We start from the raw sequence: 15,390 nt of genomic DNA, 5'->3' as shown, positions 1-15,390 counted from the left end.
AGAGGGAACGCGGCCTGTGCGGTGCGACGGGCTGTGTGACGGGTCAGCGGCCTACCGGCCAGACCATCCGCACCTCGGTGCCGATGCCCTCGTCGACCGGGCGGACCTGGAGGTCCTCGACGAAGCCGGCGAGCAGCGCGAAGCCCACGCCGGTGGTGAGCGCCTCGTCGGTGAGCGACTCGTTGGCCAACTCGTCCGGTGGCAGCGCGGCGAGGCCGATGCCCGCCTCGATCGGCGCGCGGTCGACCACCCGGACGGCGTACTGCCCGGCGTCGGACATCTCCACCAGCACCGGGTCGGCCAGGCCGTACTGACGGTGCAGGGCGACCGCGCGGGTGCACGCCTCGCCGATCGCGAGGCGGACCTCGTCGAGCAGGTCCTCGCGGACCCCGGCCCGCCGGGCGACGGCGACGCCGACCAACCGGGCGGTACGCACGTGCACCGGCGCCGGGGAGAAGGAGAGCCGGACCGTGGCCATCACGCGCCGGCGCCGGTCGCGTCGGCGTCGACCGCCGCGTCGACCGTGGGGTGCAACGGGAAGACCTGGTCGAGCGCCGTGATCCGGAAGATCTTGAGCAGCGGCTCCTTGTCGCAGACCAGCGCGAACGAGCCGCCCGCCGAGCGCAGCCGCTTCAGCGCGCCGACCAGCACGCCCAGCCCGGTGGAATCGAGGAAGTCGACCCGACCGAGGTCGACCACGACGTGCCGCGCGCCACCGTCGATCAGTTCGAGGAGCCGTTCGCGAAGCCGCGGGGCGGTGTAGACGTCCACCTCACCGCCGACCTCGAGCACCGTGTGCTCGCCCACGGTGCGGGTCGCCAGCGACAGCTCCATCGGTCCTCCTCGCGCGAGCCGTAAACTCTCTGGGCATCTAACCACTACCGCTGGCGGACGCTGTGGTCACCGGCGCCGGCTCCCCCTTTACCCCGGGCCCCGACTTTTCATCTCCGAACACCAGTGCGAGAGTGCAGGACGTGACTTCCGACGGCTTCAGCTCGGCGCGCCTGGCGCCGCGCCACGACCTGAAGCCGTCGTCGGCCGCCACCGCAACCGCAGGTCCCGGGCCCGAGCCCGCCCCGGCCGACCTGCTGGACCGGCTGCGCGCCCGCGCCGCCGCCGACCCGGTCACCCACGTCGAGCGGGTGCCGGCCCGACCGGGCGTGCCGGCGCCGTGGCCGCAGTGGGCCCCGCCCGAGCTGCGCGCGGCGTTCGCCCGGCGCGGCGTGGTCGCGCCGTGGCGGCACCAGGCCGAGGCGGCCAGCCTGGCGTACGACGGCCAACACGTGGTGGTGGCCACCGGCACCGCCTCCGGCAAGTCGCTGGCGTACCAGTTGCCGGCGCTGGCCACGCTGCTCGCCGATCCTCGGGCCACCGTGCTCTACCTGGCGCCGACCAAGGCGCTCGCCGCGGACCAGCTGCGCGCCGTCGCCGAGCTGGAGCTGGAGGGGGTACGCCCGGCCTGCTACGACGGCGACACGCCACGCGCCGAGCGGGAGTGGATCCGCCGGCACTCGCGGTTCGTGCTCACCAACCCGGACATGCTGCACCACGGCGTCCTGCCCGGGCACGCCCAGTGGACGGGCTTCCTGCGCCGGCTCACGTACGTGGTCATCGACGAGTGCCACACCTACCGGGGGGTGTTCGGCTCGCACGTCGCGCACGTGCTGCGTCGGCTGCGCCGGCAGTGCGCCCGCTACGGCAGCACCCCGGTTTTCGTGCTGGCCTCCGCGACCTCGGGCGACCCGGCGACGGCGGCCGGCCGGCTCACCGGCCTGCCGGTGGCCGCCGTCACCGAGGACACCTCGCCGCGCGGCGGGGTGACCTTCGCGCTCTGGGAGCCGCCGCTGCTGCCCTCGGCCGACACCTCCGCCGAGACGGCGGACCTGGCGCCGGTCCGCCGGTCGGCGCTGCGGGAGACCGCCGACCTGCTCGCCGACACGGTCGCCGCGGGGGTACGCACGCTCGCCTTCGTCCGCTCCCGCAAGGGCGCCGAGGTGGTGGCGGCCAACGCCCGCCGGGCCCTCGACGACGCGGTGCCCGGGCTGGGCGAGCGGGTGGCCGCCTACCGCGCCGGCTATCTGCGCGAGGAGCGGCGGGAGCTGGAACGGGCGCTGCTGCACGGGGACCTGCTCGGGTTGGCCTCGACCAACGCGCTGGAGCTCGGGGTCGACCTGGTCGGCCTGGACGCGGTGGTGATCTGCGGCTACCCGGGCACCCGGGCGTCGCTCTGGCAGCAGGCCGGCCGGGCGGGGCGCTCCGGGCAGGAGGCGCTCGCCGTGCTGGTCGCCCGGGACGACCCGCTGGACACCTACCTGGTGCACCACCCGGAGGCGGTCTTCGGGCGCCCGGTGGAGGCGACCGTGCTCGACCCGGCCAACCCGTACGTGCTCGCCCCGCAGCTGGCCTGCGCCGCGGTCGAGGCGCCGCTCACCCCGGCCGACCTGGCGCTCTTCGGCGACGGGGCGAAGGAGGCGGTCGACGAGCTGGTGGCGGCGGGGGCGCTGCGGCAGCGGCCGACCGGCTGGTACTGGCGGCACCGGGAGCGACCCGAGGTCGACCTGCGCGGCGAGGGCGGGGCTCCGGTCGTGGTGGTGGAGTCGGCCACCGGCCGGCTGCTCGGCACGGTGGACGGCGGCTCGTCGCACTTCATGCTCCATCCCGGCGCGGTCTACCTGCACCAGGGCGTCTCGTACGTGGTGGACGAACTGGACCTGGCCGACGGTTGCGCGTTGGTGCACGCCGAGGAGCCGGACTGGTCCACCCACGCCCGGGACGTCACCAACGTCTCGGTGGTGTCGGTGCGCTCGTACCTGGACGCCGGGCCGGTCGGGATGTTCCTCGGCGAGGTGGACGTGACCAGCCAGGTGGTCTCGTACCAGCGGCGGCGGATCGCCACCGGCGAGGTGATCGACACCCGGCCGCTGGACCTGCCGACCCGGGAGCTGCGCACGGTCGCGGTCTGGTTCACCCTGTCGCCGGAGTCGCTGGCCCGGGCCGGCGTCGAGGCGGCGGACGTGCCCGGCGCGCTGCACGCGGCCGAACACGCGGCGATCGGGCTGCTGCCGCTGATGGCCACCTGCGACCGGTGGGACATCGGTGGGCTCTCCACCGCCCTGCACCCGGACACCGAGGCGCCGACGGTCTTCGTCTACGACGGACACCCGGGCGGGGCCGGCTTCGCCGAGCGGGCGTACGGCACCGCGGCGGGCTGGCTGCGGGCCACCCGGGACGCGATCGCCGAGTGTGGCTGCGAGACCGGCTGCCCCTCCTGTGTGCAGTCGCCGAAGTGCGGCAACGGCAACAACCCGCTCTCGAAGCCGGACGCGATCCGGGTGCTGGACGTGGTGCTGGCCAACCTGCCGTCCTGACACCGCTCTTCTGCGATGCATGAGTTCGGGCCGGACCGGGCACAATGGCGTGGGAGCGCTTCCATCGACGTAAGTGCGCCCTCTTGTGACCGCCGCCCCCTGAGGAGGTAGTCGTGGCCGACACCATCGCCGAGACCGTCGATCTGCTCTACGGCATCGACCAGGAGAACCTCACCCCCGACCAGCAGATCGCGCTCGGCTCCGCGCTGGCCGCCCTGGCCCAGGCGGAACGGCTGGAGCAGATCAACGAGCGACTGCGCGGCATCCACCAGGTGCTCAACGGCTGGGCCCTGCGCGTCACCGTCGACGGCGGCCGTTGACCCCACTCGCCGATTCACGCGGTCGACGAGTCCTGCCCGCCGCGCATCCGTTCGACGACGGAGCGCGGCCGACGCCGGCTGGCTGGCCCGGGTCGGCAGGTCACGGCCGGTACGGGGGCTTGCGGGTGGATGATCGGTGCGTCCGCGGCCGCCACGGCGCGCGCGGGCGGCGGCACGGCGCGCGCGGGCGGCGCCGAGCACCGCGCTGTGCGAGACTCCGGCCCGCACCCATCCCCGGAGGAGAACAGATGCAGCTCGACAACTTGCAGGCTCAGCAGCAGTTCCATATCCGCCAGCGGCTGCGGATGATGGTCAACCAGTACCAGGTTCACGCGGTGGCGCCGGACGGCTCCGAGGGCGAGATGCTGGCGTTCGCCCAGCAGAAGCGGCTCGCCTTCAAGGAGCAGGTGACCATCTACACCGACGACTCGAAGCAGCAGCCGCTGCTCGGTTTCAAGGCCCGCCAGCGCCTCGACCTCGGCGCCACGTACGACGTCACGGACGCCGCCGGCAACCCGATCGGCCTGTTCCGCAAGGACTTCGCCCAGTCCCTGCTCCGCTCCACCTGGCACGTGGAGCAGAACGGGCTCCCGCAGGTCACCGGCCAGGAGCGCAGCATGCCGGTGGCGCTGCTGCGCCGGTTCGTGGACTCGCTCTCCTGGTTGCCCTACCACTTCGACTTCACCGCCGGCGGTCAGCCGGTCTTCACGGTGGTGAAGAAGTGGGGCCTGCGCGACCGGTACGTGGTCGAGATCCAGCACCCGCAGATCGACCGGCGCCTGGTCATCGCGATGGCCGTCGCCCTCGACGCCCTCCAGGCCCGCTGACCCGCCGGCCCGGGACGCCGACCACGCCGTCCACGTCCCGGGCCACCCGGTCGGACGACCCGATCATGCGGAAGTCGCGGTGACCCGCACCCCGTCACCCGCGTACCGGGCCGGCTCGGGCGGTGGCCGTCGCGACCCGGGTCAGGCCAGGCAGTGGTGTGACCGTGACCTCCGCGGTGACCAGCACGTCGAGGCCGTCGAGCTGGCAGGCGACCAGCCGACCGCCGTTGCGGCCCACGAGTTCGGCGGCCAGCGCGCAGGCGGCGACGTCGCCGTCGAGCGCCCGGCCGGCACCGGCGAGCGCACCGAAGTCGGCCGCGACGCCGGCCCGCTGGACGGCCGTCCGGGCCGCGCCGACGGCGGCCCCGAACGCTCCGGCCAGCACGAACACCAACCCGACCGCGAGTAGACAGACGCTGGCTCCGCCCCGCTGCGCATCCCCGCCGCCCGACGGCAGCGCCGGCCAGCGCGGGGGCCTGCTCACGGGCGCACTCCGGGGGTGCCGGGCTCGACGGCGGTGACGGCGGTGGCCGACACGGTGATCCGGGGCAGCCGCGCACCCAGCGCCCGGACCGGTGCCCGTACGGTCGCCCGCACCCGCTCGCCGTCGACCGCCACCGCGACCTCCGCCCCGGGTGGGGCCGCACGGACCCCCGCCGACGCTCCGTCCTCGCCCCGGGAGGCGGCGAGCGCCGCCTCCCGAGCCGCGTGCAGGCAGCCAGCCCGGGCGTCGACCGCGTTGACCGCGGTCAGCCCGGCGAGCAGGAGCAGCAGCAGCGCCGGCAGGCCGGCCGCCAACTCGGCGGTGAACGACCCCCGGTCGCGACCGGCCAGCCGGCGCCGGCTCACTTGAGCGCCCGGTCGATGACGGCGGTCAACGCGGACTGCACGTTCCCGGAGGTCAGCACCTTCAGCAGGATGCCGGCGAAGGCCACCGCCGCGAGCGTGCCGACGGCGTACTCGGCGGTGTTCATTCCGGCGTCCCCGCGGAGGCGGGCGAGAAGTTTGCGCACGAGCCGTACCCCTTTCCTCGATGGTTCTCAGAGCACGTCGCCGAGGACGGCGACGATCACCGGCACCAGGCCGGCGAGAATGAAGGCCGGCAGGAAGCAGAGCCCCAGTGGCAGGACGATGAGCACGCCCGCCCGGCGGGCCGACGCCTCGGCGGCGGTGGCCCGATCGGCACGCAGGTCGTCGGCGAGCCGGGTGAGCGCGCCGGCCAGCGCGGCGCCACTGTTCGACGAGCGGTACGCGGCCGCCGCCAGGCGCTCCGCCCCCGGCACCCCGTCGAGTGCGGACCACGCCTCCTGCGGACCGCCGCCCAGCAGGAGCGTCCGGCCGACCCGCCCGAGCCGCTCGGCGAGCGGGCCGTCCAGTGCCTCGGCCACCGCGAGCACCGAGCGGTCCACCGGCGCGCCAGCCCGCAGAGCCGCCGCCAGCAGGTCGGCGGCGAGTGGCAGGTCGGCGCCCTCGCGCAGGCGCCGGTTGCGGACGGCGGGTGACTCGATCCGCCGGAGCAACCGGTCGAGCATCAGCGCGGCGGGTACCGCGGCGAGTAGACCCGGCCAGCCGCCGACGACCACCGCCACCGCCACGCCGCCCAGCGCGGCCGCGAGTCGGATCACGTCCGGCCGCCGACGCTGCCGGCCGGGAGGCGCACCGTTCTGCGCCCCCGGCCCGCCGGCAGCCGCGACGCTGCCGCCCCACGACCGCCCGCCCTCCCCCGACCGCCCGCTGCTCCACGGGCGCGCGCCGTCCGACGGGGGCGCGCCGCTCCACGCCCGCGCCCCGCCGTCGGGGACGCGCAGCCGGTGCAGCGGTCGACGGCCGGTGACGGTGAGGAGCAGGGCCGCCGCGACCAGGCAGCCGGCGGCGACGGCCGCTCGGAGCATCAGTCGGCCCCGCCGGGAGTACCAGCGAGCCGTTCCGCCCAGAACAACCCGGCCGCCTGGAGGGCGACCGCGAGCAGCGTGCAGGCCGCACCGATCGGGGTGTGCAGGAGCACCCGCACCGGATCCACCCCGATGCCGTAGCCGAGCCCGATGCCACCGAGTGGTAGGGCTGCCAGCAGCCACGCGGTGGCCCGGGCGCCCGCCGCCTGTGCTGCTGCGGCGGCCAGTCCCCGGTCGGTCGACCGCGCGTCCGCCTCAATCCGCTCCAGCAACTCCGCCAACGGCGCGCCGGTACGGTCGGCGAGACGCACCGCCGCCGACGCGAGCCGATCGAGCCGGCCCCCGGGCTCGGGACGCCCCGCTGTCGCGACATGAGCGACCGGCTGGTCCGCACCTTCGACAGTCGGGGCTGTCGCGGCGCCGCCGAGCGCCGGCACCGGCAGCCCGGCCCGGAGGTCCGCAGCGAGACCGGCGAGCTGGTCCAACCGGCGACGCCGGGCTCGCTCCACCGAACGGGTCACCTGCCACCGGACGGCCGCCCGGACGCCGAGCAGTCCGTAGCCGGCGAGTGCCGCCGCGGCGACCGGCCCGGCCAGCAAACCACCGACCCCGGCTCCGGTCAGACCGGCCAGGAACAGCGTGCGCCTCGGCGATCCGGTCAACAGCATCGACCATCCGGGACGGTCCGGCCGCGCCGCCGGGGTGGCGACGGTCGGCCGGTGCTGTACCGAGACGCTCGCGGCCGGCGTCCCGCCGAGCCCGGCCGGCCCACGGCTGTCCCGTCGTCCCGGCGGACGCGACGGGCCCGGCGGGCGCGACCGTCGGGGGGATCCGCCAGACGGCCACGGCACTCGGGTGTCGACGTCCCGCTCGATCGCGGGCGCGCGGCGGTTTCCGCCAGCCCGGGCAGGATCGCCGCCGGGTCCGGTCGTCGCCGCCGTGCGGTGCGCGGAACCATCGCGATCACCCAGCGGGCCGGAAACGTCGAGGGCTCGGCCCAGCTCCGCGACCCAGCCGACGAGGGGATCCTCCGCAGCCGGGTCGGCGCGCCGACCCGACCTGCTCGGCCGGCCGCCACCGTCACCGCTCGCCGCCCGCCACGTCCGCGAAGGCTCGGGAGGCTCGGCCGGCCGCATCGTCGCGACCAACGCGCGGCGGCGGGCCCGCGCGCTGTGCAGTGGCCAGCCCACCAGGACGGCCGCGACCAGCAGGAACGCGGCCGCCAGCCACAGCCCGCCGCTCATGCCGGGCCGGCCGAACCGGGCCAGGGCTCGCAGAGGATCGGCGGCACCGGTACGCCCCGATCCCGCAGCAGCGCGGCGAGCGCCCGCCCGGCGAGACCGAGGCCGCGTCCGCGCACCCAGGCGGGCACCGCGGTGACCAGGCGTTCCGGCCCCTCGGGCAGCAGCAGACAGATGGCCTCCAGCACCCGGCCCCGATCACCCCGGCGTACCTGCAGCAGCACCTGGAGCGCGGCGGCCACCTGCGCGTGCAGCGCGGCCCGGGGCAGCCCGCCGAGCATGCCGAGCGCCTCCAGCCGGGCGGGCACGTCGGACGGAGCGTTGGCGTGCAGCGTCCCGGCTCCACCGTCGTGTCCGGTGTTCAGGGCAGCGAGCAGGTCGACCACCTCGCCGCCCCGGCACTCACCGACCACCAGTCGGTCCGGTCGCATCCGCAGCGCCTGGCGGACCAGGTCGGCCAGGCTCACCACGCCGGAGCCCTCCACGTTGGCGGTACGCGCCTGCAACCCCACCACGTGCGGGTGCTTCGGCTGCAGCTCGGCCGCGTCCTCCACCAGCACGATCCGCTCGGTCGCCGGCACCAGCCCGAGGAGCGTGTTGAGCAGCGTGGTCTTGCCCGATCCCGTTCCACCGGTCACCAGGTAGGCGAGCCGTGCCGCGACCACCGCGGAGAGCAGCGGCGCCACCGGTCGGGGCACCGTGCCGTGCTGCACCAGCTCGTCGAGGGTGAACGGCCGTTGCCGGAAGGTCCGCAGTGACAGGTAGGGCCCGTCGGTCGCCACCGGCGGCAGAACGGCGTGCAGCCGGGTGCCGTCGGCGAGCCGGGCGTCGGCGTACGGGGAGCCGTCGTCCAACCGCCGCCCCGCGCTCGCGGTCAACCGCTGGGCCAGCCGCCGTACGTCGTCGACCGAGCCCACCGGCACCGCCACCTGGTGTAGCCCCTGCCCCCGGTCGACCCACACCCGCGTGCCGTTGACCAGCACGTCGGTCACCTCCGGGTCGGCCAGCAGCGGGGCGAGCGGGCCGGCGCCGACGAGTTCGTCGCGTACCCGGTCGGCCATCCGCAGCACCGCCGTGTCGCCGAGGACGGCCGCGGCGGGCTCGGCCCGTACCGCGGAGACGATCGCCGCCGGGGTGACCGGAGTCGCGGCGGCGGCCATCCGCTGCCGTACCCGGGCGGAGAGCCCGTCGCCGTCCGGCCGCCCGGTCACGCCGCACCCGCAGCGGGCACGCCGGTCAACTCCGCGACGATCCGCTGGCAGAGGACCGCCAGCGGGCCGCGACCGGATGCGGCCGGCGCCTCGCCGCGCTCCAGCCCGCGGGTGATGCCGGGCTCCGGCCGGAGCGCGCCGGCCAGCGGGAGCCCGAGCGCCCTTGCCACCTCGGTCGCCTTGAGCCGACCGGGAGCCGGCCCGCGGACGATGACGGACAGGTCGGCGCAGTGCGGCGAAGCGGCGGCCACCACCCGAGCCGCAGCCGCGGTGGCGCGCAGCTCGGCGGGGACGATGATGAACGCCTGGTCGGTGGCCTGCAACGCGATGACCGCGGCGTCGTCGAGCTGCCGGGGCAGGTCGACCACCACGAAATCCCGCCCGCGCCGCGCCGCGTCGACGGTGGCGGCCATCGCCGGTGCCGGCAGGGCGAGCAGGTCGCCCCGGTCCCAGGAGAGCACCACCAGGTCGCCCCGGTTCGGCAGGGCCCGGACCAGCGCGGGGGCGTCGACCCGGCCGTCGGCGTCGGTGAGCGCCGGCCAGCGCAGCCCCTCCAACTCTTCCCAGCCGAGCACCAGGTCGAGCCCGCCGCCGAGCGGGTCGGCGTCGACCAGCAGGGTGCGCAGCCGGGTGCGGGCCGCGGTGACCGCGAGGCCACCGGCCAGGACGCTCGCCCCGGCGCCGCCCCGCCCACCGAGCACCGCGACGATGCGCGCTCCGGGGCCGGACGGCCGGTCGGCGCCGTGCTCGGCGAGGCGGTCGACCAGCCAGGGCTCGGCCGCCGGCAGCGTGGCGACGTGTTCGGCGCCGATCAGCTCGGCGACCTGCCAGCCGGGATCGAGCTCCCCGGAGCGGCCGACCAGCACCAGCCGGGGCCGGTGTGGCAGCCGGGCGCGCAGGCAGGGCTGGGCCTGGTCCGCGCCGACCAGCACGATCGGCGCGGGCAGCCAGCGGGTCCGTGCGGCGGCCGGGTCGGGTGCCAGCTCCACCTCGGCACCGCCGGCAGCGGCGAGCCGGAGCAGGTCGTCGAGCAGCTCGCCGTCGGCGGTGACGACCAGCGGTCGGCGGGTGGGTGATGGAACGGCGGTACGGGGTGGCATCGCGGCCTCCAGCGGTCGGGCTCGGGTGCTGACCGAGACCCTGCTCGCGTTCCGCCCCGCCTACCGCCCTCCTGCCGCCCCCTGTGGACAACTCAGCCAGCTGTGGACAACGCCCGCCGGACCAGTCGATCTGCTATGCGCCGCCGACCCCCCGAACCCCCTCCCAGCAGGTAATTTGCCGGCCTACGACGCTAGCTCCGGCCACCGAGGGCGCGCATCCGGTCGCGCAGCCAGCCCGGGTCGGGATTGACGAAGGATTCTCCACCGACCACGACGGTCGGCACCGTCTCGTCGCGCCCCGTCACCGCCCGGACCGCAGCCGCACCGGCGGGATCGCTCCAGATGTTGACCCAGTACGCCTGCCGCGCATTCCGACCCAGCCGGGCGCGAAGCCGTAGGCAGTACTGGCAGCCGGGCCGCCAATAGATGATCACTCGACCGTCACCCGCGCTGCGCTCCTGCGCCTGGGCGGCGTCGACTGACCTCGGAAAGACCAGTGGCGACAGCAGGGCCGCCAAGCCGAGAAACACCAGCAGCTCAACGGCGCCGGTCTGGGTCGAGCCCGTCGCGAACAGGGTGCCCGCCACGACCGCCCCGCAGGCCAGCGCGATGCCCGTCAGCTTCCAACTACGCAGCATGCCGCCGGACGCTACCCGCCGGTCGCCCCGGCGGCCCGGGGCGGCTGCCGGCCGGCCGGTGGGGGTTGTGACGTGGCTTCATTGCTGGACCCGGCGCCTGGTTTACAAGCTCTGTGCACCACGTCCATCGCCGTCCGGCCAGGTGTGACCCTGTTCACTGAGCACGCACCCTGTTCGGCAGTATCTACCCATTTTGGGCGCTCCCCTATGGAGTAATCCCCGCCCGGAATCGGCCTTTCGCGTCCTTCGATCCGGCAAGACAGGAGGGAACCCCCTTGCGCAATGGTCAAGAGTTGTTGACCATTGGTCGCGTGTCTACCGATGATCTTCCCGAGACGCTTCACGTCACCACTGACGAGCAGCTACGCGCCGTCTCCAACCTCACCCGTCACCGGATCATGGCCATGCTCCGCTTCGAGCCCGCGACGATCACGCAGATCGCCGAGCGGGCGGGCCTCGCGAAGGGAAGTTCCAGCTACCACGTACGGCTGCTCGAACGGGCCGGCCTGGTGAAGGTGGTACGAACGCGGAAGATCCGAGGGGTCACCGAGCGGTACTACGCAATGGCCGCGCGGACGATTGCGCTGCCGGATCCGGGCGAGGGAGGGCCGGACGTGCTGATGCGGCATGCGGTGGCGGACCTGGAGGCAGCACCGCTGGATGGTGAGCGGCACGTACGGATGGCGCACCTGCGGCTCACCGAGGAGCAGTTCGCGGAGTTGGGGGCGCGGCTGCAGGCACTGGCGGACGAGTACCGGGAGTTGTCGGATCCGTCGCTGCCGGACGCGTCACTCGTCTTCGCACTGTTCCACCCGGCGCGGCGCGAGCAGGCCGAAGGGGGCGCCAAGTGACCCCAGACGCCCGAAAGTTGCCGACCGGGTTCGGACGGCTGTGGACTGCGCAGACGATCTCCTCGCTCGGTGACGGGGTAACGCACGCCGCGCTGCCGCTGCTCGCGTTGATGGTGACGCGGGATCCGATGGCGCTCGCCGTCGTCACGGCCGCCGGAACGCTGCCGTGGCTGCTCTTCGGGGTGCTCGGCGGTGCGCTGGTGGACCGCTGGGACCGCCGGCGCACGATGTGGGTCGCGGATTCAGCACGTGCGGTGCTGCTCGCGATACCAGCGGCGGCGGCCGCGCTCGACATGCTGAACGTTCCACTGCTCGCGGCCGTGGCCTTCCTGCTCGGCCTCGGCGGACTCTTCTTCGACACGGCCGCCACGGCCTACCTGCCGGATCTGCTCGGCCGCGACCCCGCGCTCCTGGAGCGCGCCAACTCCCGCCTGCGCGGCGCCCAGACCGCCGCGTCCGGCTTCGCGGGGCCGCCTGCGGGCAGTGCCCTGCTCGCGCTCGGGCGGTCGGTTCCGCTGCTCGCCGACGCGGTGTCGTTCGCGCTCTCCGCACTGCTCGTACGGTCGCTGCCTGCCGTAACCCGGTCCGTACCGCAGGTCCGTGAGTCGCTGCTGCGGCAGGCGCGGGCCGGTGCCTCGTACGTATTCCGGGATCGGCTGCTGCTCGGCCTCGCACTGCGCCCGGCGGTCGGGAACATCGCCTTCCTCGCCGTGGAGACCGTACTCGCCCTCTTCGCGCACGACCGTCTCGGCATCGGCACCTTCGGCTTCGGCCTGCTCCTCACGGCAGAGGCCACCGGCGGCCTGCTCGGCGCGGGCATCGCCTCGTTCCTCGGCCGACGACTCGGCACCGGCACCGCGCTCACCTGCACGGCCGCGGTCGAGGGACTCGCCATCCTGGGTCTTGCCGCCGCCCCGAACCCGTACGTCGCCGGTCTCGCGCTCGCCGTCTGCGGAGCGGGCATGGGCGCCACGATGGTGCTCGGCCCCTCTCTCCGACAGGCGATCGTCCCCGGCCACCTGATGGGCCGGGTCGCCTCCACCTCCCGCATGCTCGCCATGTGCGCCGCTCCGCTCGGCGCCCTCCTCGGCGGTTGGCTGGCCACCACCTATGACGTACGCACACCGCTCTACACCGCCGCCGGCACCCTCCTCGCCATGACCGCCGTCACGGCGACCATGACCAGCAACCGCCGGGTCGAGGCGGCGCTACGTGCTTCTTCCGACCGTGAGAGTCCGGCAGAGGACAGCGGCCCCGCCCGGGTGAGAGATGCCGTCATCTCTGCCTGATCGGTGCAGCCAGCAGCTTCGAAGTCACGACTGAAAAGGCGTGCCGCCGTCCCGCTCGGTTGCTGTCAGCGTTGCTGTCGTTAGCCACCACGCCTTGATGGAGGCGAGCTGTGACCTGGGCCTCAATGCTGGACCCGGAAAGGGACGACCCCCGTCGGGGGGAGACGGGGGTCGTCGGGAGGTTCGGCTCCGGGGGGGTCGAGCCGAACCAACTCAGCGGTCACGGGGGGTGCAACCGCTGAGGGTCTGCCTGTTGTGCGACATATGCATGCTCGTCGTACGGACAAGTCTGCCTGAGCAGACCTGTTACGTCGAGTGGTGTTCACTCCACTCCCTGCGAATTTGTTTCGCAGAGTGTGATCGCGATCACCGTCAGCAGAAGTGATCGGGTCGGCCCGCTGGTCTGGAGATCACCGGACCCCGGGCACCCGCCGACCATAGACCATCCGGATAGACTTTCGCGCCGTGGGCCGAGGTGCCGCTTTCTTCGATCTGGACAAGACCGTCATCGCCAAGTCGAGCGCACTGGCGTTCGGTCGGCCGTTCTACCGGGACGGGTTGATCACACGGCGTGACGTGGTCAAGTCGGCGTACGCGCAGCTGATGTTCCGGCTGGGCGGCACCGACGAGCAGACCATGGCCCGAACACGGGACTACCTGGCCACCCTCTGCAAGGGCTGGCAGGTGGAGCAGGTCCGCCAGATCGTCGCGGAGACGCTGCACGAGCTGATCAACCCGTACGTGTACGCCGAGGCGGCCGCGCTGATCGAGGAGCACCAGGCGGCCGGCCGGGACGTGGTGCTGGTCTCGGCCTCCGGCGAGGAGATGGTCCGGCCGATCGGCGAGCTGCTCGGGGTGACCGACGTGATCGCCACCCGGATGGCGGTGCAGGACGGTCGGTACAGCGGCGAGGTCGAGTTCTACGCGGCCGGCCCGAGCAAGGTCGAAGGCGTCAACGAGCTGGCCGCCGCGCGCGGCTACGACCTCGCCGACTCGTACGCCTACTCCGACTCGTACAGCGACCGCCCGCTGCTGGAGTGCGTGGGCCACCCGACCGTGGTGAACCCGGACCGCCAACTGCGCAAGCTGGCGGCGGAGAACGGCTGGCCGGTGCTCGAGTTCCGGCACCCGATCCCGCTGGGCCGGCGGCTGCGCGAGCGCCCGGCCGTCCCGGTGGCCGCGGCCGCTGCGGCGGTCGGCGTCGGGGTGGCGATCGGCATCGCCTGGTACGGCCGGCACCGCCGCACCCGCTCCGCCCCGGTCGCCTGACACCCGCGCCGCCGCACATCGGCACCGCCCGGGCCCGCACCGCCTGGACCCGCGCCGACGAACCGCGCCGCTTGGCGTCCGCACCGCCTGGACCCGCGCCGACTGACCGCACCGCTTGGCGTCCGCACCGCCTGAGAGCCTGCACCGTCTGACGGTCCACGCCGCCTGACGCCGCAACGCGCCGCGGTCACCGACCGAGATCCTCGCGGCAGCACCATCGCCGCACCGTCGCCGACCCCGGCCCTCGGCGGCGTCCGCAGCCCTTCCACTGCCGCGGGCACTCGCACGCCCGCGCTATTGAGCACTCGCTCAATTCCTCCTATCCTCCGTTTGAGCGACCGCTCAAACGGGGAGGACCGATGTCGGAGCAGAACGACCCGCGCCCACGACGCGCCACGGCCAACTGGATCCTGGCCGGCCTGATCGGGCTTTTCGGCCTGGTGGTCTTCGCGGCCGCGGTCCGCGACGGCCGCGCCGACAGCGCCCTGCTCTTTGTGGCGCTCCCCGTGCTGCTGGCTGCGGCGCTGGCCCTGAGCCCCGGCCGGACCGCGCACGGCCGGGTCTTCGTCGTCACCACCATCGCCCTGCTGCTGGCGGCGGTGGCGTTGCACGAGGGCGCCATCTGCGTCGTCCTGGCCTCGCCTCTGGTGTACGCGGTGGCCCACGGCACCACGGCCCTGATCCGCCTGGTCAACCGCTCCTCGCGCACGTACGCGGTGGTCGCGGTGCCGCTGCTGCTCCTGCCCGGGCTGGAGGGCAGCGGCATCGGCCCGCGGTTCGACCCGGAGCAGTCGGTCGAGGTCGTCCGGGTCATCGCGCTCCCCGCCGGCGAGGTGGCCACCCGCCTCGCCGCCGGCCCCCGACCAGCCCCGGTCCGGTCCGTACCGCTGCGGCTGCTGGGCGTCCCCACGCCCCGCCAGGTCAGCGGCGACGGGCTGGCCCCCGGCGACCGCTGGATGTTCGGCTACCACGGCAGCGCACACGGGCCGGGCGGCCATCTGCTGGCCCAGGTCGAGACCAGCGAACCGCGGCACGTGGCCTTCCGGTTCGTCGAGGACAGCTCCATCACCGGCCGCTGGTTCACCTGGCAGCACGCCGACCTGCGCTGGCGGGCGGTCGACGCCGGCCACACGGAGGTCCGCGTCACCGTCGACTACCAGCGTGGCCTCGACCCGTCCTGGTACTTCGGCCCGCTCCAGGACGCGCTGCTCGGCGAGGGGGTCGAGCACCTGCTGGACATGATGGCGCTGCGGTGACCGCGGCACGCCACCTCAGCCTGGCGGTGCCGCTGCTGGCGGTGCTCGCCGCCGCGCTGCTGGACCGCCGCCAGGACGCCCGGACGGTCGCGCTGCTGGACCGCCGCCGGGACGGCCGGACGGTCGCG

The 15,390-nt window shown here is 74.5% G+C and carries 17 protein-coding genes; 7 read left to right on the top strand and 10 right to left on the bottom strand.

All coding sequences use genetic code 11. The features are described from left to right. Positions 1–43: 43 nt before the first annotated feature. Both ACIP9D_RS07045 and ACIP9D_RS07040 read right to left on the bottom strand, forming a co-directional pair. On the bottom strand, positions 44–481 hold the full coding sequence (locus ACIP9D_RS07045; RefSeq protein WP_350868003.1) for an ATP-binding protein: 438 nt from the start codon (positions 479–481) through the stop codon (positions 44–46). Next, positions 478–834 carry an STAS domain-containing protein gene (locus ACIP9D_RS07040; protein ID WP_350868005.1) on the bottom strand — a complete coding sequence of 119 codons (357 nt, stop codon included), beginning with the start codon at positions 832–834 and terminating at the stop codon, positions 478–480. The genes ACIP9D_RS07045 and ACIP9D_RS07040 overlap by 4 nt, the downstream gene beginning before the upstream one ends. Positions 835–974: 140 nt before the next feature. Between ACIP9D_RS07040 and ACIP9D_RS07035 the strand changes: the two genes are divergently transcribed. The 3 genes from ACIP9D_RS07035 to ACIP9D_RS07025 all read left to right on the top strand — a co-directional run bounded on the left by ACIP9D_RS07035 (position 975) and on the right by ACIP9D_RS07025 (position 4,515). Continuing rightward, the gene (locus tag ACIP9D_RS07035; RefSeq protein WP_350868007.1) at positions 975–3,368 is read left to right on the top strand and encodes a DEAD/DEAH box helicase; all 2,394 of its coding nucleotides are present in this window, start codon (positions 975–977) and stop codon (positions 3,366–3,368) included. Between the two features lie 113 nt (positions 3,369–3,481). Then, positions 3,482–3,688 (top strand): hypothetical protein, encoded by a 207-nt coding sequence (locus ACIP9D_RS07030; RefSeq protein ID WP_350868009.1) that lies wholly within the window; start codon positions 3,482–3,484, stop codon positions 3,686–3,688. A gap of 248 nt (positions 3,689–3,936) precedes the next feature. After that, entirely contained in the window at positions 3,937–4,515 is a 579-nt protein-coding gene (locus tag ACIP9D_RS07025; RefSeq protein ID WP_350868011.1) for a hypothetical protein, read from the top strand. Between the two features lie 94 nt (positions 4,516–4,609). Here the strand turns inward: ACIP9D_RS07025 and ACIP9D_RS07020 are convergent, their stop codons facing one another. From ACIP9D_RS07020 to ACIP9D_RS06985, 8 genes are all read right to left on the bottom strand, one after another. Then, a complete protein-coding gene (locus tag ACIP9D_RS07020) occupies positions 4,610–4,999 on the bottom strand; it encodes an Rv3654c family TadE-like protein (protein ID WP_350868013.1) in 390 nt (129 codons plus the stop codon). Beyond that, positions 4,996–5,364: a TadE family type IV pilus minor pilin gene (locus ACIP9D_RS07015; RefSeq protein ID WP_350868014.1), complete on the bottom strand. Its 369-nt coding sequence runs from the start codon at positions 5,362–5,364 to the stop codon at positions 4,996–4,998. Before ACIP9D_RS07015 ends, ACIP9D_RS07020 begins: the two co-directional genes overlap by 4 nt. Next, the gene (locus ACIP9D_RS07010) at positions 5,361–5,528 is read right to left on the bottom strand and encodes a DUF4244 domain-containing protein (RefSeq protein ID WP_076470820.1); all 168 of its coding nucleotides are present in this window, start codon (positions 5,526–5,528) and stop codon (positions 5,361–5,363) included. The genes ACIP9D_RS07015 and ACIP9D_RS07010 overlap by 4 nt, the downstream gene beginning before the upstream one ends. A 27-nt stretch (positions 5,529–5,555) precedes the next feature. Continuing rightward, positions 5,556–6,407, bottom strand: coding sequence for a type II secretion system F family protein (locus ACIP9D_RS07005; protein WP_400449482.1), 852 nt, complete (start codon positions 6,405–6,407; stop codon positions 5,556–5,558). After that, positions 6,407–7,075 carry a hypothetical protein gene (locus ACIP9D_RS07000; protein WP_400449480.1) on the bottom strand — a complete coding sequence of 223 codons (669 nt, stop codon included), beginning with the start codon at positions 7,073–7,075 and terminating at the stop codon, positions 6,407–6,409. The genes ACIP9D_RS07005 and ACIP9D_RS07000 overlap by 1 nt, the downstream gene beginning before the upstream one ends. A gap of 572 nt (positions 7,076–7,647) precedes the next feature. Next, positions 7,648–8,859 (bottom strand): TadA family conjugal transfer-associated ATPase, encoded by a 1,212-nt coding sequence (locus ACIP9D_RS06995; protein ID WP_350868016.1) that lies wholly within the window; start codon positions 8,857–8,859, stop codon positions 7,648–7,650. Continuing rightward, positions 8,856–9,959: a septum site-determining protein Ssd gene (gene ssd, locus ACIP9D_RS06990; RefSeq protein WP_350868018.1), complete on the bottom strand. Its 1,104-nt coding sequence runs from the start codon at positions 9,957–9,959 to the stop codon at positions 8,856–8,858. Before ssd ends, ACIP9D_RS06995 begins: the two co-directional genes overlap by 4 nt. A gap of 191 nt (positions 9,960–10,150) precedes the next feature. After that, complete coding sequence (locus ACIP9D_RS06985) at positions 10,151–10,597, bottom strand: glutaredoxin domain-containing protein (RefSeq protein WP_350868020.1); 447 nt, start codon at positions 10,595–10,597, stop codon at positions 10,151–10,153. A gap of 311 nt (positions 10,598–10,908) precedes the next feature. Here ACIP9D_RS06985 and ACIP9D_RS06980 point away from each other — a divergent pair, with 311 nt between their 5' ends. From ACIP9D_RS06980 to ACIP9D_RS06965, 4 genes are all read left to right on the top strand, one after another. Further along, positions 10,909–11,448: a helix-turn-helix domain-containing protein gene (locus ACIP9D_RS06980; RefSeq protein ID WP_350868022.1), complete on the top strand. Its 540-nt coding sequence runs from the start codon at positions 10,909–10,911 to the stop codon at positions 11,446–11,448. Next, positions 11,445–12,737, top strand: coding sequence for an MFS transporter (locus tag ACIP9D_RS06975; protein WP_350868024.1), 1,293 nt, complete (start codon positions 11,445–11,447; stop codon positions 12,735–12,737). Before ACIP9D_RS06980 ends, ACIP9D_RS06975 begins: the two co-directional genes overlap by 4 nt. A gap of 465 nt (positions 12,738–13,202) precedes the next feature. Beyond that, entirely contained in the window at positions 13,203–14,006 is an 804-nt protein-coding gene (locus ACIP9D_RS06970) for an HAD-IB family hydrolase (protein ID WP_350868026.1), read from the top strand. A gap of 359 nt (positions 14,007–14,365) precedes the next feature. Continuing rightward, the gene (locus ACIP9D_RS06965; RefSeq protein WP_350868028.1) at positions 14,366–15,262 is read left to right on the top strand and encodes a hypothetical protein; all 897 of its coding nucleotides are present in this window, start codon (positions 14,366–14,368) and stop codon (positions 15,260–15,262) included. Positions 15,263–15,390: the final 128 nt, after the last annotated feature.

The sequence above is a fragment of the Micromonospora sp. NPDC093243 genome, assembly GCF_044753725.1.
In the GTDB taxonomy this organism is placed as follows: Bacteria; Actinomycetota; Actinomycetes; order Mycobacteriales; family Micromonosporaceae; genus Micromonospora.
The sequence above is the reverse complement of the archived record's forward strand: the minus strand, read 5'-3'. Positions and strand labels throughout refer to the sequence as shown.